General features: G+C 44.3%; 33 protein-coding genes. 31 read left to right on the top strand and 2 right to left on the bottom strand.

Annotated features, from left to right (window positions below):
- Positions 1-22 precede the first annotated feature (22 nt).
- The 29 genes from tuf (at position 23) to rplQ (ending at position 15,111) form a co-directional block, all read left to right on the top strand.
- Positions 23-1,216 (top strand): elongation factor Tu, encoded by a 1,194-nt coding sequence (tuf, locus tag ACQ96U_RS15180; RefSeq protein WP_431722115.1) that lies wholly within the window; start codon positions 23-25, stop codon positions 1,214-1,216.
- Between the two features lie 167 nt (positions 1,217-1,383).
- Positions 1,384-1,695 (top strand): 30S ribosomal protein S10, encoded by a 312-nt coding sequence (rpsJ, locus tag ACQ96U_RS15185; protein ID WP_027709000.1) that lies wholly within the window; start codon positions 1,384-1,386, stop codon positions 1,693-1,695.
- A 106-nt stretch (positions 1,696-1,801) separates the two neighbouring features.
- Positions 1,802-2,452, top strand: coding sequence for a 50S ribosomal protein L3 (gene rplC / locus ACQ96U_RS15190; RefSeq protein WP_431722116.1), 651 nt, complete (start codon positions 1,802-1,804; stop codon positions 2,450-2,452).
- Between the two features lie 14 nt (positions 2,453-2,466).
- A complete protein-coding gene (gene rplD, locus ACQ96U_RS15195; RefSeq protein WP_431722117.1) occupies positions 2,467-3,069 on the top strand; it encodes a 50S ribosomal protein L4 in 603 nt (200 codons plus the stop codon).
- Positions 3,066-3,362 carry a 50S ribosomal protein L23 gene (rplW, locus tag ACQ96U_RS15200; protein WP_431722118.1) on the top strand — a complete coding sequence of 99 codons (297 nt, stop codon included), beginning with the start codon at positions 3,066-3,068 and terminating at the stop codon, positions 3,360-3,362. Before rplD ends, rplW begins: the two co-directional genes overlap by 4 nt.
- Before the next feature lie 14 nt (positions 3,363-3,376).
- Positions 3,377-4,198, top strand: coding sequence for a 50S ribosomal protein L2 (rplB, locus tag ACQ96U_RS15205; RefSeq protein ID WP_431722119.1), 822 nt, complete (start codon positions 3,377-3,379; stop codon positions 4,196-4,198).
- 28 nt (positions 4,199-4,226) lie between these two features.
- Positions 4,227-4,505, top strand: coding sequence for a 30S ribosomal protein S19 (gene rpsS, locus ACQ96U_RS15210; protein WP_027709005.1), 279 nt, complete (start codon positions 4,227-4,229; stop codon positions 4,503-4,505).
- A 6-nt stretch (positions 4,506-4,511) separates the two neighbouring features.
- Positions 4,512-4,850: a 50S ribosomal protein L22 gene (rplV, locus tag ACQ96U_RS15215; protein WP_431722382.1), complete on the top strand. Its 339-nt coding sequence runs from the start codon at positions 4,512-4,514 to the stop codon at positions 4,848-4,850.
- A gap of 9 nt (positions 4,851-4,859) precedes the next feature.
- Positions 4,860-5,546, top strand: a complete 687-nt coding sequence (gene rpsC / locus ACQ96U_RS15220) for a 30S ribosomal protein S3 (RefSeq protein WP_027709007.1) — start codon at positions 4,860-4,862, stop codon at positions 5,544-5,546.
- 11 nt (positions 5,547-5,557) lie between these two features.
- A complete protein-coding gene (gene rplP / locus ACQ96U_RS15225; RefSeq protein WP_027709008.1) occupies positions 5,558-5,971 on the top strand; it encodes a 50S ribosomal protein L16 in 414 nt (137 codons plus the stop codon).
- Positions 5,971-6,171: a 50S ribosomal protein L29 gene (gene rpmC / locus ACQ96U_RS15230; RefSeq protein ID WP_027709009.1), complete on the top strand. Its 201-nt coding sequence runs from the start codon at positions 5,971-5,973 to the stop codon at positions 6,169-6,171. Before rplP ends, rpmC begins: the two co-directional genes overlap by 1 nt.
- Positions 6,164-6,430: a 30S ribosomal protein S17 gene (gene rpsQ, locus ACQ96U_RS15235; protein WP_431722120.1), complete on the top strand. Its 267-nt coding sequence runs from the start codon at positions 6,164-6,166 to the stop codon at positions 6,428-6,430. The genes rpmC and rpsQ overlap by 8 nt, the downstream gene beginning before the upstream one ends.
- Before the next feature lie 49 nt (positions 6,431-6,479).
- Entirely contained in the window at positions 6,480-6,848 is a 369-nt protein-coding gene (rplN, locus tag ACQ96U_RS15240) for a 50S ribosomal protein L14 (protein WP_027709011.1), read from the top strand.
- A 14-nt stretch (positions 6,849-6,862) separates the two neighbouring features.
- Positions 6,863-7,177 carry a 50S ribosomal protein L24 gene (rplX, locus tag ACQ96U_RS15245; RefSeq protein ID WP_027709012.1) on the top strand — a complete coding sequence of 105 codons (315 nt, stop codon included), beginning with the start codon at positions 6,863-6,865 and terminating at the stop codon, positions 7,175-7,177.
- An 18-nt stretch (positions 7,178-7,195) separates the two neighbouring features.
- Complete coding sequence (gene rplE / locus ACQ96U_RS15250) at positions 7,196-7,735, top strand: 50S ribosomal protein L5 (RefSeq protein WP_431722121.1); 540 nt, start codon at positions 7,196-7,198, stop codon at positions 7,733-7,735.
- Positions 7,736-7,747: 12 nt separating this feature from the next.
- Positions 7,748-8,053, top strand: coding sequence for a 30S ribosomal protein S14 (rpsN, locus tag ACQ96U_RS15255; protein ID WP_027709014.1), 306 nt, complete (start codon positions 7,748-7,750; stop codon positions 8,051-8,053).
- A 31-nt stretch (positions 8,054-8,084) separates the two neighbouring features.
- Positions 8,085-8,477 carry a 30S ribosomal protein S8 gene (rpsH, locus tag ACQ96U_RS15260; protein ID WP_215820370.1) on the top strand — a complete coding sequence of 131 codons (393 nt, stop codon included), beginning with the start codon at positions 8,085-8,087 and terminating at the stop codon, positions 8,475-8,477.
- Positions 8,478-8,489: 12 nt separating this feature from the next.
- Positions 8,490-9,023, top strand: a complete 534-nt coding sequence (rplF, locus tag ACQ96U_RS15265; RefSeq protein ID WP_431722122.1) for a 50S ribosomal protein L6 — start codon at positions 8,490-8,492, stop codon at positions 9,021-9,023.
- Between the two features lie 14 nt (positions 9,024-9,037).
- Positions 9,038-9,388, top strand: a complete 351-nt coding sequence (gene rplR / locus ACQ96U_RS15270; protein WP_431722123.1) for a 50S ribosomal protein L18 — start codon at positions 9,038-9,040, stop codon at positions 9,386-9,388.
- Positions 9,389-9,398: 10 nt separating this feature from the next.
- Positions 9,399-9,902 (top strand): 30S ribosomal protein S5, encoded by a 504-nt coding sequence (rpsE, locus tag ACQ96U_RS15275; RefSeq protein ID WP_431722124.1) that lies wholly within the window; start codon positions 9,399-9,401, stop codon positions 9,900-9,902.
- 4 nt (positions 9,903-9,906) lie between these two features.
- Positions 9,907-10,095: a 50S ribosomal protein L30 gene (rpmD, locus tag ACQ96U_RS15280; protein ID WP_027709019.1), complete on the top strand. Its 189-nt coding sequence runs from the start codon at positions 9,907-9,909 to the stop codon at positions 10,093-10,095.
- Between the two features lie 2 nt (positions 10,096-10,097).
- Positions 10,098-10,532 carry a 50S ribosomal protein L15 gene (gene rplO, locus ACQ96U_RS15285; protein WP_431722125.1) on the top strand — a complete coding sequence of 145 codons (435 nt, stop codon included), beginning with the start codon at positions 10,098-10,100 and terminating at the stop codon, positions 10,530-10,532.
- Positions 10,533-11,891 carry a preprotein translocase subunit SecY gene (secY, locus tag ACQ96U_RS15290; protein ID WP_431722126.1) on the top strand — a complete coding sequence of 453 codons (1,359 nt, stop codon included), beginning with the start codon at positions 10,533-10,535 and terminating at the stop codon, positions 11,889-11,891.
- A gap of 26 nt (positions 11,892-11,917) precedes the next feature.
- On the top strand, positions 11,918-12,034 hold the full coding sequence (rpmJ, locus tag ACQ96U_RS15295) for a 50S ribosomal protein L36 (protein ID WP_084611293.1): 117 nt from the start codon (positions 11,918-11,920) through the stop codon (positions 12,032-12,034).
- Positions 12,035-12,187: 153 nt separating this feature from the next.
- A complete protein-coding gene (rpsM, locus tag ACQ96U_RS15300; protein ID WP_431722127.1) occupies positions 12,188-12,544 on the top strand; it encodes a 30S ribosomal protein S13 in 357 nt (118 codons plus the stop codon).
- Between the two features lie 64 nt (positions 12,545-12,608).
- Positions 12,609-12,998 (top strand): 30S ribosomal protein S11, encoded by a 390-nt coding sequence (gene rpsK / locus ACQ96U_RS15305; RefSeq protein WP_027709023.1) that lies wholly within the window; start codon positions 12,609-12,611, stop codon positions 12,996-12,998.
- Between the two features lie 18 nt (positions 12,999-13,016).
- Positions 13,017-13,637: a 30S ribosomal protein S4 gene (rpsD, locus tag ACQ96U_RS15310; protein WP_431722128.1), complete on the top strand. Its 621-nt coding sequence runs from the start codon at positions 13,017-13,019 to the stop codon at positions 13,635-13,637.
- Positions 13,638-13,673: 36 nt separating this feature from the next.
- Positions 13,674-14,675: a DNA-directed RNA polymerase subunit alpha gene (locus ACQ96U_RS15315; RefSeq protein ID WP_215820376.1), complete on the top strand. Its 1,002-nt coding sequence runs from the start codon at positions 13,674-13,676 to the stop codon at positions 14,673-14,675.
- A 46-nt stretch (positions 14,676-14,721) separates the two neighbouring features.
- A complete protein-coding gene (rplQ, locus tag ACQ96U_RS15320) occupies positions 14,722-15,111 on the top strand; it encodes a 50S ribosomal protein L17 (protein WP_431722129.1) in 390 nt (129 codons plus the stop codon).
- A gap of 68 nt (positions 15,112-15,179) precedes the next feature.
- Here the strand turns inward: rplQ and ACQ96U_RS15325 are convergent, their stop codons facing one another.
- Positions 15,180-15,626: a CBS domain-containing protein gene (locus ACQ96U_RS15325; protein WP_431722130.1), complete on the bottom strand. Its 447-nt coding sequence runs from the start codon at positions 15,624-15,626 to the stop codon at positions 15,180-15,182.
- A gap of 191 nt (positions 15,627-15,817) precedes the next feature.
- Positions 15,818-18,643 (bottom strand): excinuclease ABC subunit UvrA, encoded by a 2,826-nt coding sequence (uvrA, locus tag ACQ96U_RS15330; RefSeq protein WP_431722383.1) that lies wholly within the window; start codon positions 18,641-18,643, stop codon positions 15,818-15,820.
- Positions 18,644-18,860: 217 nt separating this feature from the next.
- On the opposite strand from uvrA, the gene ACQ96U_RS15335 reads away from it, so the two are divergent.
- Together ACQ96U_RS15335 and ssb are read left to right on the top strand one after the other, a co-directional pair.
- Complete coding sequence (locus ACQ96U_RS15335; RefSeq protein WP_431722131.1) at positions 18,861-20,213, top strand: MFS transporter; 1,353 nt, start codon at positions 18,861-18,863, stop codon at positions 20,211-20,213.
- A gap of 16 nt (positions 20,214-20,229) precedes the next feature.
- Complete coding sequence (ssb, locus tag ACQ96U_RS15340) at positions 20,230-20,814, top strand: single-stranded DNA-binding protein (protein WP_431722132.1); 585 nt, start codon at positions 20,230-20,232, stop codon at positions 20,812-20,814.
- Positions 20,815-21,593 lie beyond the last annotated feature (779 nt).

Below are 21,593 nucleotides of genomic sequence, written 5' to 3' on the forward strand. Positions count from 1 at the left end.
TGATAAGAAGGTATAACTCACAATGGCTAAAGCTAAGTTTGAACGTAATAAGCCACACGTTAACGTAGGTACAATTGGTCACGTTGACCACGGTAAAACTACATTGACAGCAGCCCTGACTCGCGTTTGTGCGGAAACTTGGGGTGGTGAAGTTAAAGCGTTTGACCAAATTGATAACGCACCTGAAGAGCGTGAGCGTGGTATCACTATCTCAACTGCACACGTTGAGTATGACTCTCCAAATCGTCACTATGCACACGTAGATTGCCCAGGGCACGCTGACTACGTTAAAAACATGATCACTGGTGCGGCGCAAATGGATGGAGCAATCCTGGTTTGTTCTGCAGCAGACGGCCCCATGCCTCAAACGCGTGAGCACATCCTGTTGTCTCGTCAGGTGGGCGTTCCTTACATCGTCGTATTCCTAAACAAAGCAGATATGGTTGACGATGAAGAGCTATTAGAGCTGGTTGAAATGGACGTGCGTGAACTGTTGAACGAATATGAGTTCCCAGGAGACGACACGCCAATCATTACTGGTTCTGCGTTGATGGCATTAGAAGGCAAAGACGACAACGAAATGGGTGTTTCTGCGGTTGTTAAGCTAGTAGAAACATTGGATGAGTACATCCCACAGCCAGAGCGTGCCATTGATCAGCCTTTCTTGATGCCAATCGAGGACGTATTCTCAATTTCTGGTCGTGGTACTGTGGTAACAGGCCGTGTTGAGCGTGGTATTGTTAAAGTGGGTGACGAAGTAGAAATCATTGGTCTGCGTGACACCACCAAGACCACAGTAACAGGTGTAGAAATGTTCCGTAAGCTGCTTGACGAAGGTCGTGCAGGTGAGAACGTTGGTGCCTTGTTGCGTGGTACTAAGCGTGATGACGTTGAACGTGGTCAAGTATTGGCTATCCCGGGCTCTATTACGCCACACACTAAGTTTGAATCAGAAGTTTACGTGCTGAGTAAAGAAGAAGGTGGACGTCACACCCCATTCTTCAAAGGTTACCGTCCTCAGTTCTACTTCCGTACTACTGATGTGACAGGTGCATGTGAGTTGCCAGAAGGTGTTGAGATGGTAATGCCAGGCGACAACGTGCAGATGAAAGTAACATTGATTGCGCCAATTGCGATGGAAGAAGGTCTACGCTTTGCGATCCGTGAAGGTGGCCGTACTGTTGGCGCTGGTGTTGTTGCTAAGATTATCGAATAACAACACTTATTTTTAACAGTAAAAAATCTATAAGAGGCTCCGCCAAGGGTGGGGCCTCTTATTGTGCATGCTTGACAGAGTGATGTTGCGAAAGTAGAATTTTGCCTCCTTTTGCTATGACAACATCGTGTGTCTAGTGTAGTTCTTTATTCTGGAGTTTTGATCAAATGCAAAGTCAGCAAATCCGTATTCGTTTGAAAGCGTTTGATCACCGCCTGATAGATGTCTCCACCCAGGAAATTGTTGAAACAGCAAAGCGTACTGGGGCCCAGGTGCGTGGTCCAATTCCATTGCCTACGAAAAAAGAGCGCTTTACTGTGCTCATTTCTCCTCACGTGAATAAAGACGCGCGTGACCAATATGAAATTCGCACCCACAAGCGACTTTTAGATATCGTTGAACCAACTGATAAGACTGTTGATGCGCTAATGAAGCTAGATTTGGCTGCTGGTGTAGAAGTTCAAATCAGTCTGGGTTAACCACGAAACATCGGGTGTACATTCCACTGGGTGCGCAACTTAGTGTAACGCTCTGAAATGGGTGGCCATAGTGGGTAATAGCCCCGTACACATGAGAGGTTTAATCATGACTATTGGTTTAGTCGGAAAGAAATGTGGCATGACGCGCATTTTTACCGAAGATGGTGCCTCTGTGCCTGTCACGGTAATTGAGGTTGATCCTAACCGCGTCACACAGGTTAAAACAGTAGATACTGATGGTTACTCTGCTATTCAGGTTACTACTGGAAGTAAGCGTGAGCGTAAGCGCCCTGGTCGCGGCTTGAATCGTGCTGAAAAAGGCCTGTTTGCAAAAGCTGGTGTTGAAGCTGGTGTAGGTCTTTGGGAATTCCGCGCTGGAAATGAAGAAATCAATGTTGGTGACCAAATCAAGGTTGATCTTTTTCAGGCAGGACAGAAAGTTGATGTAACTGGACAGTCCAAAGGTAAAGGTTTTGCTGGAACAGTAAAACGCTGGAACTTTGCGACTCAAGATGCAACCCACGGTAACTCATTATCTCACCGTGCGCCTGGTTCAATCGGTCAGTGTCAAACACCTGGTCGCGTGTTCAAAGGCAAAAAGATGGCTGGTCATATGGGACATCGCCGTGTGACAGTACAGTCTTTAGAGGTTGTTCGAGTTGATGCTGAGCGCAACCTGCTTCTAATTAAAGGTGCAGTTCCTGGTGCTACCGGTGCTCAGGTTATTGTTCGACCAGCAGTCAAAACTGGTGCCTGAGGGGGGTTGAACTCATGGATTTAAATGTAACAGGTGCAGGTACGATTCAAGTTTCAGATCATACTTTTGCAGCTGAATTTAACGAAACATTAGTGCATCAGGCAGTTGTTGCGTATTTGGCAGGTGCTCGTCAGGGTACTCGTGCGCAAAAAACTCGCTCTGAAGTAAGTGGCGGTGGTCGCAAGCCATGGCGTCAGAAAGGTACTGGACGTGCGCGTGCTGGTACAATTCGCAGCCCAATTTGGCGTTCTGGTGGAGTAGCATTTGCTGCTAAACCACAAAATCACGAACAGAAACTGAACAAGAAAATGTATCGTGCGGCGATGCGTTCTATTCTTTCAGAACTTGTTCGTCAAGAACGTTTGGTTGTTGTAGAAGACTTTAAAGTTTCAGCGCCAAAAACCAAAGAATTGGTAGCCAAGCTAAAAGAACTGAATGCTGGCAATGTATTGATCGTAACTGAAGAAGTGGATCAAAACTTGTATCTGGCTGCACGCAACATTCCTCATGTGGATGTCAGCGATGCGATGGCTGCAAATCCAGTCAGCATGATTGCCTATGAAAAGGTTGTCGTAACAGTTGCTGCGCTGAAGAAATTCGAGGAGATGCTGGGATGAACCAGGAAAGAGTATTTAAGGTACTGCTTGGTCCACACATTTCCGAAAAGGCAACTGTCTTAGCGGAAAATAATGGTCAGTATGTTTTCCGTGTGGCAAAAGACGCGACCAAGCGTGAAGTCAAAAAAGCAGTAGAAACGCTGTTTGACGTGAAGGTCAAGTCGATTCAGACGCTTAATACGAAAGGTAAAACTAAGCGCACTATTCATGGCTTAGGTAAGCGTTCTGACTGGAAGAAAGCATATGTTCGTCTGGAGCAAGGTCAAGAAATTGACTTTGTTGACGCTGAGTAAGGGGAGTGTAAGGTATGCCGATTCAAAAATGTAAACCTACTTCTCCTGGCCGTCGCTTTGTTGTAAACGTAGTCAATCCTAATTTGCACAAAGGTGCGCCTTACGCTCCTTTGGTAGAAAAGAAAAGTAAAACGGGTGGCCGTAATAATAATGGCCGTATTACTACCCGTCATCGTGGTGGTGGCCACAAGCATCACTACCGTATGGTCGACTTCCGTCGCAATAAGGATGGCATTCCAGGAGTTGTTGAGCGTTTAGAGTACGATCCTAACCGTACTGCTTATATTGCGCTTGTGAAATATATTGACGGTGAACGCCGTTACATCATTGCACCAAAAGGTCTGAAACAAGGTGATCAGGTTATTTCTGGTGCTGATGCTCCGATCAAAGCAGGTAACACCTTACCGCTACGGAATATTCCTGTAGGTAGTGTTATTCACTGTATTGAAATGAAGCCTGGCAAAGGTGCGCAGATTGCTCGTAGTGCTGGAGCGTCTGTACAGCTTGTGGCTCGTGAAGGTAGCTATGTAACTGTACGTCTTCGCTCTGGCGAAATGCGTAAAATTCTTGCTGACTGCCGTGCCACATTAGGTGAAGTATCCAACAGTGAGCACAACCTGCGTTCTTTGGGTAAAGCGGGTGCCAAGCGTTGGCGTGGTATTCGTCCAACAGTTCGCGGTGTTGCGATGAACCCTGTTGATCACCCTCATGGTGGTGGTGAAGGCCGTACCTCTGGTGGTCGTCATCCAGTTTCTCCATGGGGTCTACCCACTAAGGGCCGCAAAACTCGTAGTAATAAGCGTACTGACAAGCTTATTGTGCGTCGTCGCGGTTAAACAGGTTAGCTAAAGAGGATACGACACCGTGCCACGTTCATTAAAAAAAGGTCCATTTGTAGACCTTCATTTATTGAAGAAGGTTGAGGACGCTGTAGAGAAAGGTGACAAGCGTCCAATTAAAACATGGTCACGTCGCTCGATGATTATTCCGCAAATGGTGGGTTTAACCGTTGCGGTACATAATGGTCGTCAGCATGTACCTGTCTTTGTTACAGAAGACATGGTTGGACATAAACTCGGCGAATTTGCTGCCACTCGCACTTATCGTGGTCATGCAGCAGATAAGAAAGCCAAGCGTAGGTAAGGGGTTATTAAGATGGAAGTAGCTGCTAAGCATAAAGGCGCTAACATATCTGCCCAAAAAGCCCGTTTGGTTGCTGACCAGATTCGCGGAAAATCGGTAGATGAAGCGCTTAATATTTTGGCCTTCAGTCCTAAAAAGGCAGCAATGCTATTTAAGAAAGTGCTTGAGTCGGCAGTTGCCAACGCTGAGCACAATGAAGGTGCGGATATCGATGAGCTGAAAGTTTCTACAGTTTTTGTAGACGAAGGAACTACACTCAAACGAATTCGCCCACGTGCTAAAGGCCGTGCTGACCGCATATTGAAGCGGACTTGCCATATCACGGTTAAAGTTGCTGAGAAATAGGGGTCAGTCATGGGTCAAAAAGTACATCCAACTGGGATTCGTTTAGGCATCGTAAAAGACCATACTTCTGTATGGTATGCCGAAGGAACAGAATACTCGGACAAGCTAATCACTGATTTGCAAGTTCGTGCACGTATTCAAAAGAAGCTGAAAAATGCCTCTGTTAGCCGCGTCGAAATTCAGCGTCCAGCGCAGAGTGCTCGTATTACCATCCATACCGCTCGTCCAGGCATTGTGATTGGTAAAAAAGGTGAAGATGTTGAAAAACTGCGCCAGGAAGTTTCTGGTGCGATGGGCATTCCTGTTCATATCAACATTGAAGAAATTCGCAAGCCTGAGCTTGATGCAATGTTGGTAGCACAAAGTGTTGCTAACCAGCTTGAGCGTCGCGTGATGTTCCGTCGTGCTATGAAGCGTGCGGTGCAGAATGCAATGCGTCTTGGCGCAAAAGGCATCAAGATTCAAATCAGCGGTCGCCTGGGTGGTGCAGAAATCGCACGTACTGAATGGTATCGAGAAGGTCGTGTACCACTGCATACGCTTCGTGCAGATATTGATTATGCAACTTACGAAGCACACACCACATATGGTGTATTGGGCGTTAAAGTTTGGATTTTCAAAGGCGAGGTTATTGGTGGCCAACGTGAAGACGAGAAGCCAGCTAGTAAACCCGCTAAGAAAAAAGCTGCTAAATAAGGGGTACTTCGATGCTGCAACCAAAGCGTACGAAGTTTAGGAAGCAACAGAAGGGCCGCAATCGTGGGTTAGCTCTTCGAGGCTCAAAAGTAAGCTTCGGTGAATATGCTTTAAAAGCGACTGGTCGTGGTCGCATTACTGCACGCCAAATTGAGGCTGCACGTCGTGCCATGACTCGTCACATCAAGCGTGGTGGTAAAATCTGGATCCGTATTTTCCCAGACAAACCAATCACTCAAAAACCACTGGAGGTGCGCCAGGGTAAAGGTAAGGGTAGTGTTGAATACTGGGTCTGCCAGATTCAACCTGGTCGTGTTCTTTACGAGATGGAAGGTGTTTCTGAAGAACTGGCACGTGAGGCTTTCGCATTAGCGGCTGCTAAGCTACCCGTTGAAACAACTTTCGTTAAGCGGACGGTGATGTAATGAAAGTACAAGAGCTACGTGAGAAATCACCCGAGGAGCTGCGTGAACAGCTTCACTCACTGTTGCGTGACCAGTTCAACTACCGTATGCAAAAGGCTGTTGGCCAGCTAACGCAGACCCATCTGCTGAAACAGGTTCGTCGCGACATCGCACGGGTTAAAACAGTGCTAACTGAGCAGGTAGGTAAGAGCAATGGCTGAGCAAGAAAGTAAAGGCCGTACCCTGAGCGGTCGGGTTGTGAGCAACAAGATGGATAAAACCATCACTGTAATGATTGAGCGTCAGGTAAAGCATCCAATTTATGGGAAGTACCAAAAACGCTCAACGAAGTTGCATGCTCATGACCCTAACAATGAGTGTCAAATTGGTGATTTGGTAACCATCAAAGAAGTCAGACCTTTGTCTAAGACTAAGGCGTTTTCTCTGATTTCTATTGATGAGCGGGCAACACAGGTTTAATTCAATTAGCCTCAACGCCTAGCGTAAAACATGAGGTTGGAGAAAGCACATGATTCAGGCACAAACCATGCTCGATGTGGCTGATAACAGCGGTGCACGTCGGGTAATGTGTATCAAGGTTTTAGGTGGTTCTCACCGCCGTTATGCCAATATCGGTGACATCATCAAAGTGACTGTCAAGGAAGCAATTCCTCGTGGCAAGGTCAAAAAGGGCCAGGTGATGAACGCTGTTGTTGTGCGCACTAAAAAGGGTGTGCGTCGTCAAGATGGCTCATTGATTCGTTTCGATGGCAATGCAGCAGTTTTGCTGAATAATCAGCAGCAGCCAATTGGTACTCGTATTTTTGGGCCTGTAACTCGTGAGCTGCGCTCTGAGCAGTTTATGAAAATTATTTCTTTAGCACCTGAAGTGCTATAAGGAGGGGCCCAGCGATGCGTAAGATCAGAAGTGGTGATGAAGTCATCGTAATTGCCGGTAAAGATAAAGGTAAGCGCGGCAAGGTAATGACCGTTAAGCCAGATAACAAGTTGATTGTTTCTGGTATTAATATGGTCAAGCGCCATACAAAGCCAAACCCAATGCTGAATCGTCCCGGCGGTATTGTCGAGAAAGAAGCGGCGATTCACGTTTCTAATGTTGCGATCTTTAATTCAGAGACCAACAAGGCTGATCGGGTGGGCTTTGAAGGTGAAGGCAAAGAAAAACGCCGTATCTTCAAATCTACTGGCAAGCCTGTAAATGCCTAAGGCAGGATAGGTTGAACAATGGCTAGATTACACGAAAAGTACAAGAGTGAAATTGTACCCCAGCTTCTAGAGCAGTTTGGGTACAAGAATGTCCATGAAGTACCAAAGATCACCAAAATTACCTTGAATATGGGTGTTGGTGAAGCGGTAGGTGACAAAAAAGTCATCGACAATGCAGTTGCAGATATGGTCAAGATTTCTGGTCAAAAGCCAGTTGTCACAAAAGCACGTAAATCTGTTGCTGGATTTAAAATTCGTCAGGGTTGGCCTATTGGTGTAAAGGTTACCCTGCGTAAGCAAAGAATGTATGAGTTTCTGGATCGCTTAGTATCTGTTGCATTACCTCGCGTTCGTGACTTCCGTGGTTTAAGCCCTAAGTCATTTGATGGTCGTGGTAACTACAGCATGGGTGTTAAAGAGCAAATTATCTTTCCAGAAATTGAGTACGATAAAATTGACACCTTGCGTGGTCTGGATATTACGCTGACCACCACTGCTAAGACCGACGAAGAAGGGCGCGCTTTACTTAAAGCGTTTAACTTCCCGTTTAAAGGTTAATAGGGCGGGGTTATGGCAAAAGTATCAATGAAACAGCGCGAATTAAAGCGCATCCGTACAGTAGCCAAGTACGCTGAAAAGCGTGCCAAGATTAAAGCGGTTTTGGCTGATGTGAACGCAACGGAAGAGCAAAAGTGGGAAGCACAAATGGCGCTGCAAAAGTTGCCACGTAATGCTAGTCCCATTCGTGTTCGTAACCGCTGTCGTGTCACCGGTCGCCCACATGGCTACTATCGCAAATTTGGTTTAAGCCGGATTAAGTTACGTGAAGCTGCAATGCGTGGTGATGTTCCTGGTTTGGTTAAAGCAAGCTGGTAGTGCGTAGTTTAATTCGAGGAGACGTTTAGACATGAGTATGCAGGACCCGTTGGCAGATATGCTGACTCGTATCCGTAATGCCCAAATGGCAGAAAAAGCTTCTGTCAGTATGCCATCGTCCAAAATAAAAATGGCTGTTGCCAAAGTATTGAAAGACGAAGGTTATATCACTGGTTATGCGGTTGAAGGTGAAGCCAAGCCTGTACTGAGCATTGAGCTGAAGTACTTCAATGGCAAGCCTGTTATTGAAGAGCTTAAGCGTGTAAGCCGTCCAGGCTTGCGTGCCTACACTGGTAAAGATGCACTGCCAAAAATTAATGGTGGCTTGGGTGTAGCGATTGTCTCCACTAATAAAGGTGTGATGACTGATCGTGCTGCTCGCGCTGCTGGTATTGGCGGTGAAATTCTCTGCACCGTATTTTAAGGGAGGGTTAAGATGTCTCGAGTCGCTAAAAACCCTGTTGTTATCCCTAACGGTGTAGAAGTTAAGCTGGATAATCGCCACATCACTGTTAAAGGTTCCAAAGGCTCTTTGGATATGAACCTTCATCACAGTGTAGAAGTTAATCAGGCGGATGGCAGTTTAACCTTTGCAGCCCGTGATGGAGCAAAGCACTCTCGTGCAATGGCAGGTACTACTCGTGCGCTAGTAGCTAATATGGTTACTGGTGTCAGCAATGGTTTTGAGAAAAAGTTACAGCTGATTGGTGTTGGTTATCGTGCTCAAGCCAAAGGCAAATCCCTAAACCTGACACTTGGCTTCTCACATCCTGTTGATTATCAATTGCCAGAAGGTGTTCAAGCAGAAACTCCTTCGCAAACGGAAATTGTTCTCAAAGGGATCGATAAACAGCTGGTTGGACAAGTTGCCGCAGAAATTCGCGACTTCCGTCGCCCTGAGCCTTATAAAGGTAAAGGTATTCGTTATGCGGATGAACGTGTTCACCGTAAAGAAGCGAAGAAGAAGTAAGGTAGGGCATTGATATGAGCGTAAAGAAACAATCAAGACTCCGTCGCGCCCTTCAAGCTCGCCTAAAAATGCGTGAGCTCAAGGCAACTCGCTTATGTATACATCGCTCTGGGCAGCATATGTATGCGCAAGTGATTTCTCCAGAAGGGGATAAAGTACTGGTCTCTGCGTCAACTCTAGATAAAGACCTTCGCAGTACCACTACAAGTAATGTTGAAGCAGCGAAAAAGGTCGGTGCATTAGTTGCCGAGCGTGCTAAAGCTGCAGGTATAACTAAGGTGGCGTTCGATCGCTCTGGTTTTAAATACCATGGTCGTGTCAAGGCGTTAGCTGACGCTGCACGCGAAGCTGGGTTGGAATTCTAAGGGTAGACGCATGGCTAACAACGATCGTAAGAGCGACGAAGGTTACATTGAAAAGTTGGTTCAGGTTAACCGCGTCGCAAAGGTAGTCAAAGGTGGTCGTATCTTTGGCTTTACCGCGTTGACAGTGGTCGGCGATGGTAAAGGTAAGGTCGGCTTTGGACGTGGTAAAGCACGTGAAGTGCCAATCGCTATTCAAAAAGCGATGGAAGCTGCACGTCGTAACATGATTCAAGTAGATCTGGATGGCACTACATTACAGTATCCAGTAAAAGCAAGGCATGGTGCTTCTAAAGTATTCATGCAGCCAGCCTCTGAAGGTACTGGTGTTATTGCTGGTGGTGCAATGCGTGCAGTACTTGAAGTTGCAGGCGTACAAAACGTATTGGCAAAATGTTATGGCTCTACAAATCCTGTGAACGTGGTGCAAGCAACCTTTAATGGTTTGCGTGATATGCGCTCTCCGGATGATGTTGCAGCCAAGCGTGGTAAGTCTGTTGAGGACATTCTGGGATAAGACAATGGCAGAAGCTAAACGTATTAAAGTGACGCTTGTCCGTAGTACGAACGGTCGCCTTGCCAGTCATAAAGCCTGTGTTTCTGGACTAGGCTTGCGACGCATTGGTCACACCGTTGACGTTGAAGACACACCTTCCGTACGCGGCATGATTAACAAAGTATCTTACTTGGTACGAGTGGAAGGAGAATAATCATGCATCTGAATTCTCTAAAGCCCGCACCTGGCAGCCGCAAATCCGGTAAGCGCGTTGGTCGTGGTATTGGTAGTGGTTTGGGCAAAACTGGTGGCCGTGGCCACAAAGGTTTGAAGTCCCGTTCAGGTGGTACGGTTAAACCTGGATTTGAAGGCGGTCAGCAGCCATTACAGCGCCGACTGCCCAAATTTGGCTTTACTTCCCGTAAGGCTTTGTACACGGCAGAAGTTCGTTTAAACGAACTTGTTAAAGTTGATGCTGAAGTAATTGATTTGCAAGCATTACGTGCAGCAAATATCATCAGTGCCAATGTAAAACGTGTTAAAGTTATTCTTTCTGGCGAGATCACCACAGCGAAGACTGTTAAAGGTTTAGCTATGACTAAAGGTGCTCGCGCCGCAATTGAAGCAGCTGGTGGTAAAGTCGAGGACTAAATGGCTAAACAAGGATCACTCCCTGGTGGAACGCAAAGTGGTTTGACCGAGCTTTGGGCAAGGCTCCGCTTTGTATTATTGGCGATCATTGTGTACCGCATTGGGGCGCATATTCCTGTACCAGGAATAAACCCTGATACGTTAGCGCAAATGTTCAGTCAAAACGAGGGTACTATCCTTAGCCTTTTTAATATGTTCTCAGGTGGTGCCTTGGAGCGCATGTCTGTGTTAGCTCTAGGCATCATGCCGTATATTTCAGCTTCCATCATTATGCAGTTGTTGACTGTAGTTAGTCCTCAACTGGAACAGCTTAAAAAAGAAGGTGAGGCTGGTCGACGTAAGATTAGTCAGTACACTCGCTATGGCACAGTTTTACTTGCAACCATTCAAGGTTTTGGTATCACTGTTAGTCTAGCTAATCAAGGTGTTACCTATACTACAGATATTGGGTTTTATTTTACTGCAGTAACAACCTTTGTTACTGGTTCAGTCTTCTTAATGTGGCTTGGTGAACAGGTTACTGAGAGGGGGATTGGTAACGGTATTTCAATCCTAATATTTTCAGGTATTGTTGCTGGATTACCTAGAGCAATAGGGCAGGCCTTTGAGTCAGCCCGGCAGGGTAATTTGGAAGTCTTGGTGTTATTGCTTGTTGCCTTGATTGCTGTTGTTGTAATTGGTTTTGTGGTGTTTGTAGAGCGTGGTCAACGGAGAATTACGGTTAACTATGCTAAACGCCAGCATGGCCGAAAAGTTTTTGCAGCACAGTCAAGTCATCTTCCATTAAAGGTAAATATGGCTGGTGTTATTCCAGCAATTTTTGCTAGTAGTATTTTGCTGTTTCCTGCATCTATAGCTCAGTGGTTTGGTACTGGTTCTGCAGATGCTGCGGGTGAGGAAAGCTGGGCTTTCAGCTGGTTACAGGATTTTGCTCATGCGATTAGTCCTGGGCAACCTTTAAATATTATTCTGTTTTCAGCTGGGATTATATTCTTCTGTTTCTTTTATACAGCGCTTGTTTTTAATCCAAAGGAAGTGTCTGATAACTTGAAGCGGTCAGGAGCGTATATTCCTGGTATACGGCCTGGAGAACAATCTGCACGCTACATTGATGGCGTGTTAACACGCTTAACGATGTTTGGTGCATTGTACATGACGGCAGTGTGCTTACTTCCCCAGTTTTTGAATGTTGCTTGGAATGTACCATTCTATCTTGGAGGAACGTCACTGTTGATTGTTGTGGTTGTGGTGATGGACTTTATGTCTCAAGTACAGTCACATCTTATGTCGCATCAATATGAGTCGTTAATGAAAAAATCAAATCTTAAGGGTTTTGGCAGCGGTGGACTGTTGCGTTAACTCTGCCGGTTGATTTGGAGAAAGCTATGAAAGTACGTGCATCTGTAAAAAAGATATGCCGTAACTGTAAAATTATCCGCCGTAAAGGTGCAGTAAGGGTAATTTGCAGTGCTGAACCGCGCCATAAACAGCGTCAGGGCTAAGGAATACCAGCTTTTATAAGTTAGCCGCCCAGCTAATTAATTAGCTGGGCGGTTGATTTATTGATCAGCAAACGGTATGCTGTTGCGCCTTTCGCGGATGGTGTATTTCGTTTGATAAAGAGCATAGTGCTCGATGGGATTGGAGTAGATTGAATGGCCCGTATTGCAGGCGTCAATATTCCAGATAACAAACATGCTGTTATCTCCCTGACCTATATCTTTGGTATAGGCAGACCAACAGCTCAGAAAATTCTTGCTGATGCTGGTATTGATCCAGTGAGTAAAGTTAAAGATCTGAGCGAAGACCAAATAGAGGTTTTACGGACAAAAGTTGCTGAGCACACTACAGAAGGTGACTTGCGCCGTGAAATCAATATGAATATTAAAAGGTTAATGGATCTGGGTTGCTACCGTGGTTTACGCCACCGCCGTAGTTTACCCGTGCGTGGCCAGCGTACTAAAACAAACGCCCGCACTCGTAAAGGTCCTCGTAAACCTATTCGTAAGTAAGTATCTGCTTCTAAGAAAAGTTTCTTAGCTGCAGCAGGTATAGCATAGACAGGACATATCTGATATGGCAAAGCCAGGTACTCGTTCACGTAAGAAAGTAAAAAAGACGGTGGTTGATGGGGTAGCCCATATCCACGCGTCTTTTAACAATACGATCGTGACCATTACCGATCGTCAAGGCAACACCTTGGCATGGGCAACTGCTGGAGGTTCAGGCTTCCGCGGTTCACGTAAAAGCACACCTTTTGCTGCACAGGTTGCAGCAGAGAGAGCTGGCCAAGCTGCTGCTGAATACGGTCTGAAGAATCTTGATGTCTGTGTTAAAGGCCCTGGTCCAGGACGTGAATCTGCAGTCCGTGCATTAAATGCATGTGGCTACAAGGTTACTAACATTGTGGATGTGACTCCTATTCCCCACAATGGTTGTCGTCCACCTAAGAAGCGTCGTGTATAAGGCAGGAGACGAGAAAAAATGGCTAGATATTTAGGTCCTAAGTGTAAGCTGTCTCGTCGAGAAGGCACAGACCTTTTCCTGAAAAGCGGCGTGCGGCCTCACGACTCCAAGTGTCGTGCAGAAACCGCTCCAGGGCAACACGGACAACGTCGAGGTCGTTTATCCGACTACGGTCTTCAGTTGCGTGAAAAGCAAAAAGTACGTCGTATGTACGGTTTGCTAGAAAAGCAATTCCGCAACTACTATAAAAATGCTGACCGTATAAAAGGGGCAACAGGTGTTAACCTGCTACAGCTTCTGGAATGTCGCCTAGATAATATCGTTTATCGTATGGGTTTTGGTTCCACTCGTGCAGAAGCTCGCCAGTTGGTCAGCCATAAGGCTGTCATGGTAAATGGTAAGGCAGTTAATATTCCGTCTTATCAGATTAAGCCGGGTGATGTAGTCGCTATCCGTGAAAAAGCCAAGAACCAACTGCGGATTAATGCCGCTCTAGAACTTGCAAGTCAGCGTGGCTTGGTTGAGTGGGTTGAGGTGGATACCAAGAAGAAAGAAGGGGTATTCAAGGCTCGGCCTGAACGGAGTGAGCTCTCTGCAGACATCAATGAAAACCTCATTGTAGAGCTTTACTCCAAGTAAAGGATAGACAATGGCATCAAGTAGGGTATTACTTCCATGCAGAGTTCGGTAACAGACTTTCTCACACCACGTCACATAGACGTTCAGGAAAACAGCGCAACTCGTGCAAAGGTTACTCTGGAGCCGCTAGAACGTGGCTTTGGGCATACTTTGGGAAATGCGTTACGTCGTATATTACTCTCATCGATGCCAGGGTGCGCTATTGTTGAGGCGGAAATAGAGGGCGTTTTACACGAGTATAGTGCCATCGAAGGTGTGCAGGAGGATGTTATTGAAATCCTGCTAAACCTAAAAGGTGTTGCTATCAAGATGCATGGTCGTGATGAAGCAGTACTGAGTCTTTCAAAGCAAGGTCTGGGTGTTGTAACTGCAGCAGATATTCAGCTAGATCATGATATCGAAGTGGTTAATCCTGATCATGTGATTGCTCATTTGAGCGATGCGGGTTCGTTAAATATGAAGCTTAAGGTCCGTCGTGGCCGCGGCTATGAACCTGCTGATGCACGAATCAGTGATGATGATGAAAGTCGCTCTATTGGTAGACTTCAGCTTGATGCCACCTATAGCCCCGTTTTTCGAGTGTCCTACGTTGTCGAAAGCGCTCGTGTTGAGCAACGTACAGACTTAGATAAGTTGGTACTTGATTTAGAAACTGACGGTACTCTGGATCCAGAGGAAGCAATTCGTCGTGCTGCAACGATTCTTCAACAGCAACTGGCAGTCTTTGTTGACTTAGAGGGAGACAAAGAGCCTGAACCAGAAGAAATTGAAGAAGAAATTGATCCGATATTATTGCGTCCAGTAGATGACCTTGAGCTAACAGTTCGCAGTGCAAACTGCCTGAAAGCTGAAAACATTTACTACATAGGTGACTTGATCCAGCGTACGGAAGTTGAGCTGTTGAAAACCCCTAACTTGGGTAAAAAATCGCTCACAGAAATCAAAGACGTACTGGCTTCTCGAGGTTTGTCTCTTGGCATGCGTCTCGATAACTGGCCTCCCGCTAGCTTAAAAAATGACGATAAGGTTTCTGCCTAACGTCACTGAATAGCCAAGCAAAGCAAGTTTGGTAAGGAATTGAGTTATGCGTCATCGAAAGAGTGGTAGAAAGCTAAATCGTAATAGCTCTCACCGCAAAGCCATGTTTCAAAACATGACCTGTTCTTTGGTAGAGCACGAAATTATCAAGACTACATTGCCTAAGGCAAAAGAGTTGCGTCGTGTTGCAGAGCCATTGATTACTTTGGCTAAAGAAGACTCTGTAGCTAACCGTCGTTTGGCGTTTGATCGTCTACGTAGTAAAGCTACTGTCGGTAAATTGTTTGCCGAATTGGGTCCTCGTTTTGCTGAGCGTCCAGGTGGTTATATTCGCATTTTGAAGTGCGGTTTCCGTCATGGTGACCAAGCACCTATGGCTTACGTTGAGTTGGTTGATCGTCCTGAAGTTCAGGTCGAAGCAGCTGATGAAGAGTAAGCACGATTGAGCCGGGTTTTTAGCCCGGCTTAGTTTTTTTAAGCTTTGGCTTTCCTGTTTTCTCTGTATTAGCTTTTCCCTTCTTTTTCTTGTTCTGTAAGAAGTTCAACAGCAATTCTGACGAAATCTACTGATGTAACAAGGCCTATAAGCTTGCCTTGATCAACAACTGGTAAGCAGCCGTATTTTGTTTCTAGAAAGTATTTTCCAGCTTCTGATAATGGGAGTTCAGGTTGAACGGTTTCTACATCTTTAGAATAAGCTGACTTTACAGTGACTCCTCTACCAAATGTCCACATATCAACTGATCCAAAAAGCTTTGCTTGCTGAAAAGCTTCTTTAAGTAAGTGTTTTTGAGTGATAACACCAAGGAAGTCACCATTTTCACTAGAGATAACAGGAATGTGGCGAATACTATGCTCTGCCATTAGACGGTTAGGTACATCCAAAGAGTCTTTTTCGGTACAACTAATCACATCCCTAATCATGATGTCCGATATTGTTTTGTAAGGCATTATCCTTTCCTGTAGTTATCTACGAGTGTGTTTTTAAATTATAGTGATTTATTGATATGTAGATACTGTATATGGAAGAGGAAATGACTAGTTCTATTTCTGTTTAGGGGCAATTGGATTATGAGTTCCCCTCCCCCAGCTTTTGGCTAAGTTAGGGGGAATACCCTAAAGACAAGTAAAAAATGGAGTATTTATTTTGCTAGCTGTGCAGATAGAAAGTGCCCAGTGTGAGAGTTTTTAACATTAGCTATTTCTTCAGGAGTGCCCGTTGCGATAATTTCTCCACCACCATCCCCTCCTTCTGGGCCTAGGTCAATAATCCAGTCTGCAGTTTTTATGACATCCAAATTATGTTCAATAATAACTATGGTGTTACCTTGATCACGCAAGCGGTGTAATACTTCAAGTAGGTGCTTAATGTCGTGGAAATGCAGTCCAGTAGTTGGCTCATCCAGAATGTATAAGGTTCTTCCTGTATCTCTTTTAGAAAGTTCTTTAGAAAGTTTAACTCGCTGGGCTTCCCCACCAGATAAGGTCGTGGCATTTTGTCCCAGATGAATATAAGACAAACCTACATCAATTAATGTTTGAAGTTTGCGATTAATTGCGGGAATTGCACTGAAAAAATCAAGCGCTTCTTCGACAGTCATTTCCAGTACTTCATGGATATTTTTACCTTTATATTTTATCTCCAAGGTCTCGCGGTTATAGCGTTTACCTTTACATACTTCACAAGGGACATAAATATCAGGTAAAAAATGCATTTCAACTTTTATGACACCATCACCTTGGCAGGCTTCACAGCGTCCTCCTTTGACATTGAAACTGAAGCGGCCAACTTTATAACCTCTTGATCGAGCCTCTTGTGTACCTGCAAATAGCTCTCTAATACCTGTGAAGATACCTGTGTAGGTTGCAGGGTTTGAGCGTGGGGTTCTACCAATTGGGCTTTGGTCTATATCGATGCATTTATCTAAATGCTTAAGGCCGGTTATGCGTTTATAAGGTTCTGGTTTTAATGTAGTAGCACCATTAAGCTCGGTTGCAACAATAGGATAAAGTGTATTATTAATAAGCGTTGATTTACCTGAACCTGATACACCTGTTATGCATGTCATAAGGCCAAGGGGAATAGTTAGATTGACGTTTTTAAGGTTATTTCCTGTAGCCCCAGAAAGTTTTACTGTGTAATTTAAATCTGCAAAAACGCGTTCTTCTGGGATTTCAATATACTTTTGACCAGAAAGATACTGGCCTGTCAGGGATTTTTTATTACGTATAATTTGTTTAGGAGCACCTTGAGCAACAATTTCACCACCATGAATTCCTGCGCCAGGACCAATATCAATGACAAAGTCAGCATGACGAATAGCATCTTCATCATGCTCAACGACAATAACAGTATTTCCTAAGTCTCGAAGACGTATCAATGTATTAAGGAGGCGTTCATTATCTCTTTGATGTAGACCGATTGATGGCTCGTCTAAAATGTACATTACACCCACTAAGCCTGCACCAATTTGACTAGCAAGACGGATACGTTGAGCTTCCCCTCCTGATAGAGAGTCTGCACTACGATCAAGAGTTAAGTAGTTAAGGCCAACATTAACTAAAAATTGTAATCGTTCACGAATTTCTTTAAGAATCTTGGCTGCAACTTCTCCTTTTTGACCAGGTATAGTGAGATGTTCAAAGTAGTTTAAAGATTGTTCTACTGGTAATGCTGTTAGGGCTGGTAAATTATGCTCTTCAATAAAGACATAACGAGAGTTGCGTTTTAATCGTGATCCATGACAGCCTGGACAGGGCTGAACACTAAGAAACTTGGAGAGCTCATCACGAACGCTTTGTGAGTCAGTGTCTCGATAGCGTCGCTCCATGTTGGGAATAATCCCTTCAAAACGATGAGCACGATGAATTTTATCTCCCCGGTCATTAACATAGGTGAACTTAATGACTTCATCACCGCTGCCATGAAGTATGAGGTTGCGGTGCTTTTTGCTGAGCTTTTGAAAAGGCGTATCAATATCAAATTTGTAGTGGTCTGCAAGGGAAGAGAGTAACTGAAAGTAATATACGGTCCGTCGATCCCATCCTCGAATGGCACCTTCTCCTAAGGTTAAGTCAGGGGAGACAATAATTCTGTCTTCATCAAAATATTGTTTTACCCCTAACCCGTCGCAGGTATCGCATGCACCCGCTGGATTATTGAATGAGAACATGCGAGGTTCCAGTTCGCTGATACTATGTCCACAGTGGGGGCAAGCAAAACGTGCGGAGAAAATAATATCCTCAAGTTTTTCATCCATGTCGCAGATGACGGCTATTCCTTCGGTTAACTGAATTGCAGTTTCAAATGATTCTGCAAGACGAAGTTTTAAATCTGCTCTGACTTTAAAGCGGTCAACGACCACTTCAATGGTATGTTTTTTAGTTTTAGTAAGTTTGGGCACATCATCTAGATCAGTCACAATGCCGTTAATTCTGGCACGGACAAAACCTTGAGATTTTAGATCATTCAGTACATGCAAATGCTCCCCTTTACGGTTTTGTACGATAGGGGCAAGCAGCATTAATTTTGTACCTTCTGGCAGAGATAACACTTGGTCTACCATCTGGCTGATTGTTTGCGCTTCTAAGGGTAAATCATGAGTGGGACAGCGAGGTGTACCCGCTCTGGCAAAGAGGAGACGTAAATAGTCGTATATTTCAGTAATGGTGCCCACTGTTGATCGAGGGTTATGAGATGTTGATTTTTGCTCTATAGAAATGGCAGGTGAGAGCCCTTCAATATGGTCAACATCAGGCTTTTCCATCATAGATAAAAACTGACGGGCGTAAGTGGATAAAGATTCGACGTAACGACGCTGTCCTTCTGCATAAAGAGTGTCAAATGCAAGAGAAGACTTACCTGAACCTGATAGTCCAGTAATAACGATGAGCTTGTCGCGAGGGATATCAATATTGATATTTTTTAAATTATGAGTCCGTGCACCGCGTACGCTAATTTTATCCACTGTAAACATTCCCAGTTTTATGGCTGAAGTGATGACTAAGTTGCTCAGACTAGAATTATCCAGCAATGTCATTTGTTACATGCTTATGGCAGCGAACAGTTGTACAATGCGCGCTGAGTAAACTGGTATAACAAAATGAATGATTATACTGGATTACCTGTTAATATATACAGTTTTTCTTGTATGGTTAAAGAGGGGATGGATGAGTTCATCTGTCATGAATAAAACTGAGCGAAAGGTCACTTTTTCCCTAGCAGGTGTTTTTGCCATGCGCATGCTGGGCCTGTTTATGATTTTGCCAGTTTTAACAGTTTATGGTGATCAGCTCATTGGAGCGACACCCGCGTTGCTGGGACTAGCAATGGGTGCCTATGGTATCACCCAGGCAATACTTCAAATTCCTTTTGGTTTTTTATCTGACCATGTAGGACGGAAGCCCATTATCTATATAGGGTTATTACTATTGATGCTGGGAAGTCTTGTGGCCGCAAGCTCTGAGTCAGTATACGGGGTAATCCTTGGGCGAGCATTACAAGGTGCTGGAGCAGTTGCAAGTGCCATTATGGCATTAGTGTCTGATCTCACTAGAGAAGAGCAGCGTACAAAAGCAATGGCGATGATTGGCATGAGTATCGGTATGTCATTTTGTATCGCTATGGTTGCTGGTCCGCTGGTCACTCATTGGTGGGGATTGACAGGGTTATTTGGCACAAATGGCCTACTGGCATTGCTCGCGATGATACTCGTTTGGCGAGTACCAACACCTGTTCGACAGAGGCAACATCGAGATACTTATCCTGTGATAAGTGAAATCCGCCAAGTGTTGGCTAATACAGATTTGCTAAGATTAGATTTAGGCATCTTTGTGTTGCATTTTGTTTTAATGGCTGTATTTGTCGCATTACCTTTAGCATTAGAGCGACTTGCAGGTTTACCGAGGGAGCAGCATTGGTGGGTTTATCTTATTACGTTGCTAAGTTCTTTTTTTGCTATGTTGCCTTTTATCATTTTGGCTGAGAAAAAAAGAAAATTAAAACCTGTATTTTTAGGCGCCTTGTGTTTACTAATTGTTAGCTTAGTAAGCATGTTATGGAGCAGTGAGCACTTTGCTGGATTAATGCTTAGTATTTTCTTATTTTTCATGGCATTTAATTGGTTGGAGGCATCATTGCCTTCAATGGTGAGTAAATTGGCACCTGCTGGAAGTAAAGGTACTGCAATAGGTATCTATTCTACTTGTCAGTTTTTAGGTGCTGCACTTGGTGGTATTGCCGGTGGTTTAGTCTATCAGCACTATGGCTTTACTGGTGTCATTAGTATGGCTGCAATAGGTGCTGTCATTTGGTGGGTCATTAGTTGGAGTATGACGACGCCACCTTATGTTACAACGTTAATGGTTAACTTGAAGCCTGTGAATGATCAATCTGTAGCTGATGTATCTGCAGCACTGTCTGCTATTCATGGTGTGCAAGAAGTTGTGGTGATTGTTGAAGAGCAATCCGCTTATCTTAAAGTCGATCGTACCCGGCTGGATATGCAGGCCCTACAAGCATTTGAACTTAAGGCTTAATCGTTAGGAGAAACTCATGCGTGGAGTGAATAAAGTCATCCTGATCGGTAACCTGGGTGCTGATCCGGAAGTACGTTATATGCCCAATGGTAATGCAGTTACTAATTTAAGTATTGCTACCAGTGAACAGTGGAAAGACAAGCAAACAGGACAGCCTCAAGAGCGGACTGAATGGCATAGAGTTGTCATGTTCGGTAAGTTGGCTGAAGTGGCAGGCCAATATTTAAGAAAAGGCTCTAAGGTTTATTTGGAAGGTAAGCTACAGACTCGTAAGTGGCAAGCTCAGGATGGCAGTGATCGCTATACAACGGAAATTGTTGTTGATATTAGCGGCCAAATGCAAATGTTAGATAGCCGACAAGATGGCCCTGGTGCACCTAACCAAGGCTTTAATCGGCAGCAAAATATGGCACCACAACAAAATATGCCTAGTCAGCAACCACAACAAAACTTTAACAATCAGCCTCCTGTGGGCCAGCAGTATGCTCAACCTCAACCAATGGGAGGGCATCAAGCACCCAATAATCAAGCTCAACCTTCACAAAACACTGCACCTGCTATGGACAATTTTGATGATTTTGATGATGATATTCCATTTTAAGTTTTCGCATCAAATACTTACTAGCAGCGTTTGAATGAGTTTGATTGCACAATTAAATCACAGGAGATTGTTTTAACATATGTGATGTAATTGTGCATGTATTTGGAAATACATTTTACGATAGGCTGGCATAGCTAGCCTGTTTCTTCATTATTATCTGCTCAGTCTTCTCTACTAATATAATATTCTTCACTAACCTTAACCCTTCATGCAAACTATGGTGGAGTCTAAGTTGTACTTATTTGGTTTGTTCAGGGTAATAGTCCAGTGATTCCAGATTTTCAATGAGTATCAAATTCGTTCAATTATAAAGAAAGTATTCAGAGTGTATTCGTCTAATTATATAGATAAATTATATACGACAACTGGCATATATTAAGTTGAACACGATTAGTCATTATTAGCCTAATCTTTATGCTTATCTGTCAACAGATCAAACTTTTATGATTGCACTATGGTTTATGTTTGTGATGCTTAATGTTTACTCATACTGCTCGTTGTTTGCTGTGTTTGCAGAATGTACGATAACCCTGAAAGTTTGGTACGAATTTAAAGACATACTGATAAGGAAATAACAGTAAACATACACAAATGGTATAGCAGGAATACAAGCAAGGTAAGCTGGAAACATTTCCTATGCTGGCATTTCAATTACAAAATATTTGCTTCACCATTGTGCTTAAAATATACAAAAAATAACATAAATATACACGTCTTGTGCGGTATATGTCGTTAATTGTAACTACTGATAAATATGTTGTAGTTTTACATCGTTTCAC

This window comes from Zooshikella sp. RANM57, assembly GCF_050749885.1.
Taxonomy (GTDB): Bacteria; Pseudomonadota; Gammaproteobacteria; order Pseudomonadales; family Zooshikellaceae; genus Zooshikella.

What these genes read in the sequence shown, in the direction of transcription:
- tuf (WP_431722115.1), top strand. Translation starts at nt 23, where the DNA reads ATGGCTAAAGCTAAGTTTGAACGTAATAAGCCACACGTTAACGTAGGT.
- rpsJ (WP_027709000.1), top strand. Translation starts at nt 1,384, where the DNA reads ATGCAAAGTCAGCAAATCCGTATTCGTTTGAAAGCGTTTGATCACCGC.
- rplC (WP_431722116.1), top strand. Translation starts at nt 1,802, where the DNA reads ATGACTATTGGTTTAGTCGGAAAGAAATGTGGCATGACGCGCATTTTT.
- rplD (WP_431722117.1), top strand. Translation starts at nt 2,467, where the DNA reads ATGGATTTAAATGTAACAGGTGCAGGTACGATTCAAGTTTCAGATCAT.
- rplW (WP_431722118.1), top strand. Translation starts at nt 3,066, where the DNA reads ATGAACCAGGAAAGAGTATTTAAGGTACTGCTTGGTCCACACATTTCC.
- rplB (WP_431722119.1), top strand. Translation starts at nt 3,377, where the DNA reads ATGCCGATTCAAAAATGTAAACCTACTTCTCCTGGCCGTCGCTTTGTT.
- rpsC (WP_027709007.1), top strand. Translation starts at nt 4,860, where the DNA reads ATGGGTCAAAAAGTACATCCAACTGGGATTCGTTTAGGCATCGTAAAA.
- rplP (WP_027709008.1), top strand. Translation starts at nt 5,558, where the DNA reads ATGCTGCAACCAAAGCGTACGAAGTTTAGGAAGCAACAGAAGGGCCGC.
- rpmC (WP_027709009.1), top strand. Translation starts at nt 5,971, where the DNA reads ATGAAAGTACAAGAGCTACGTGAGAAATCACCCGAGGAGCTGCGTGAA.
- rpsQ (WP_431722120.1), top strand. Translation starts at nt 6,164, where the DNA reads ATGGCTGAGCAAGAAAGTAAAGGCCGTACCCTGAGCGGTCGGGTTGTG.
- rplN (WP_027709011.1), top strand. Translation starts at nt 6,480, where the DNA reads ATGATTCAGGCACAAACCATGCTCGATGTGGCTGATAACAGCGGTGCA.
- rplX (WP_027709012.1), top strand. Translation starts at nt 6,863, where the DNA reads ATGCGTAAGATCAGAAGTGGTGATGAAGTCATCGTAATTGCCGGTAAA.
- rplE (WP_431722121.1), top strand. Translation starts at nt 7,196, where the DNA reads ATGGCTAGATTACACGAAAAGTACAAGAGTGAAATTGTACCCCAGCTT.
- rpsN (WP_027709014.1), top strand. Translation starts at nt 7,748, where the DNA reads ATGGCAAAAGTATCAATGAAACAGCGCGAATTAAAGCGCATCCGTACA.
- rpsH (WP_215820370.1), top strand. Translation starts at nt 8,085, where the DNA reads ATGAGTATGCAGGACCCGTTGGCAGATATGCTGACTCGTATCCGTAAT.
- rplF (WP_431722122.1), top strand. Translation starts at nt 8,490, where the DNA reads ATGTCTCGAGTCGCTAAAAACCCTGTTGTTATCCCTAACGGTGTAGAA.
- rplR (WP_431722123.1), top strand. Translation starts at nt 9,038, where the DNA reads ATGAGCGTAAAGAAACAATCAAGACTCCGTCGCGCCCTTCAAGCTCGC.
- rpsE (WP_431722124.1), top strand. Translation starts at nt 9,399, where the DNA reads ATGGCTAACAACGATCGTAAGAGCGACGAAGGTTACATTGAAAAGTTG.
- rpmD (WP_027709019.1), top strand. Translation starts at nt 9,907, where the DNA reads ATGGCAGAAGCTAAACGTATTAAAGTGACGCTTGTCCGTAGTACGAAC.
- rplO (WP_431722125.1), top strand. Translation starts at nt 10,098, where the DNA reads ATGCATCTGAATTCTCTAAAGCCCGCACCTGGCAGCCGCAAATCCGGT.
- secY (WP_431722126.1), top strand. Translation starts at nt 10,533, where the DNA reads ATGGCTAAACAAGGATCACTCCCTGGTGGAACGCAAAGTGGTTTGACC.
- rpmJ (WP_084611293.1), top strand. Translation starts at nt 11,918, where the DNA reads ATGAAAGTACGTGCATCTGTAAAAAAGATATGCCGTAACTGTAAAATT.
- rpsM (WP_431722127.1), top strand. Translation starts at nt 12,188, where the DNA reads ATGGCCCGTATTGCAGGCGTCAATATTCCAGATAACAAACATGCTGTT.
- rpsK (WP_027709023.1), top strand. Translation starts at nt 12,609, where the DNA reads ATGGCAAAGCCAGGTACTCGTTCACGTAAGAAAGTAAAAAAGACGGTG.
- rpsD (WP_431722128.1), top strand. Translation starts at nt 13,017, where the DNA reads ATGGCTAGATATTTAGGTCCTAAGTGTAAGCTGTCTCGTCGAGAAGGC.
- ACQ96U_RS15315 (WP_215820376.1), top strand. Translation starts at nt 13,674, where the DNA reads ATGCAGAGTTCGGTAACAGACTTTCTCACACCACGTCACATAGACGTT.
- rplQ (WP_431722129.1), top strand. Translation starts at nt 14,722, where the DNA reads ATGCGTCATCGAAAGAGTGGTAGAAAGCTAAATCGTAATAGCTCTCAC.
- ACQ96U_RS15325 (WP_431722130.1), bottom strand. Translation starts at nt 15,626, where the DNA reads ATGCCTTACAAAACAATATCGGACATCATGATTAGGGATGTGATTAGT.
- ACQ96U_RS15335 (WP_431722131.1), top strand. Translation starts at nt 18,861, where the DNA reads ATGAATAAAACTGAGCGAAAGGTCACTTTTTCCCTAGCAGGTGTTTTT.
- ssb (WP_431722132.1), top strand. Translation starts at nt 20,230, where the DNA reads ATGCGTGGAGTGAATAAAGTCATCCTGATCGGTAACCTGGGTGCTGAT.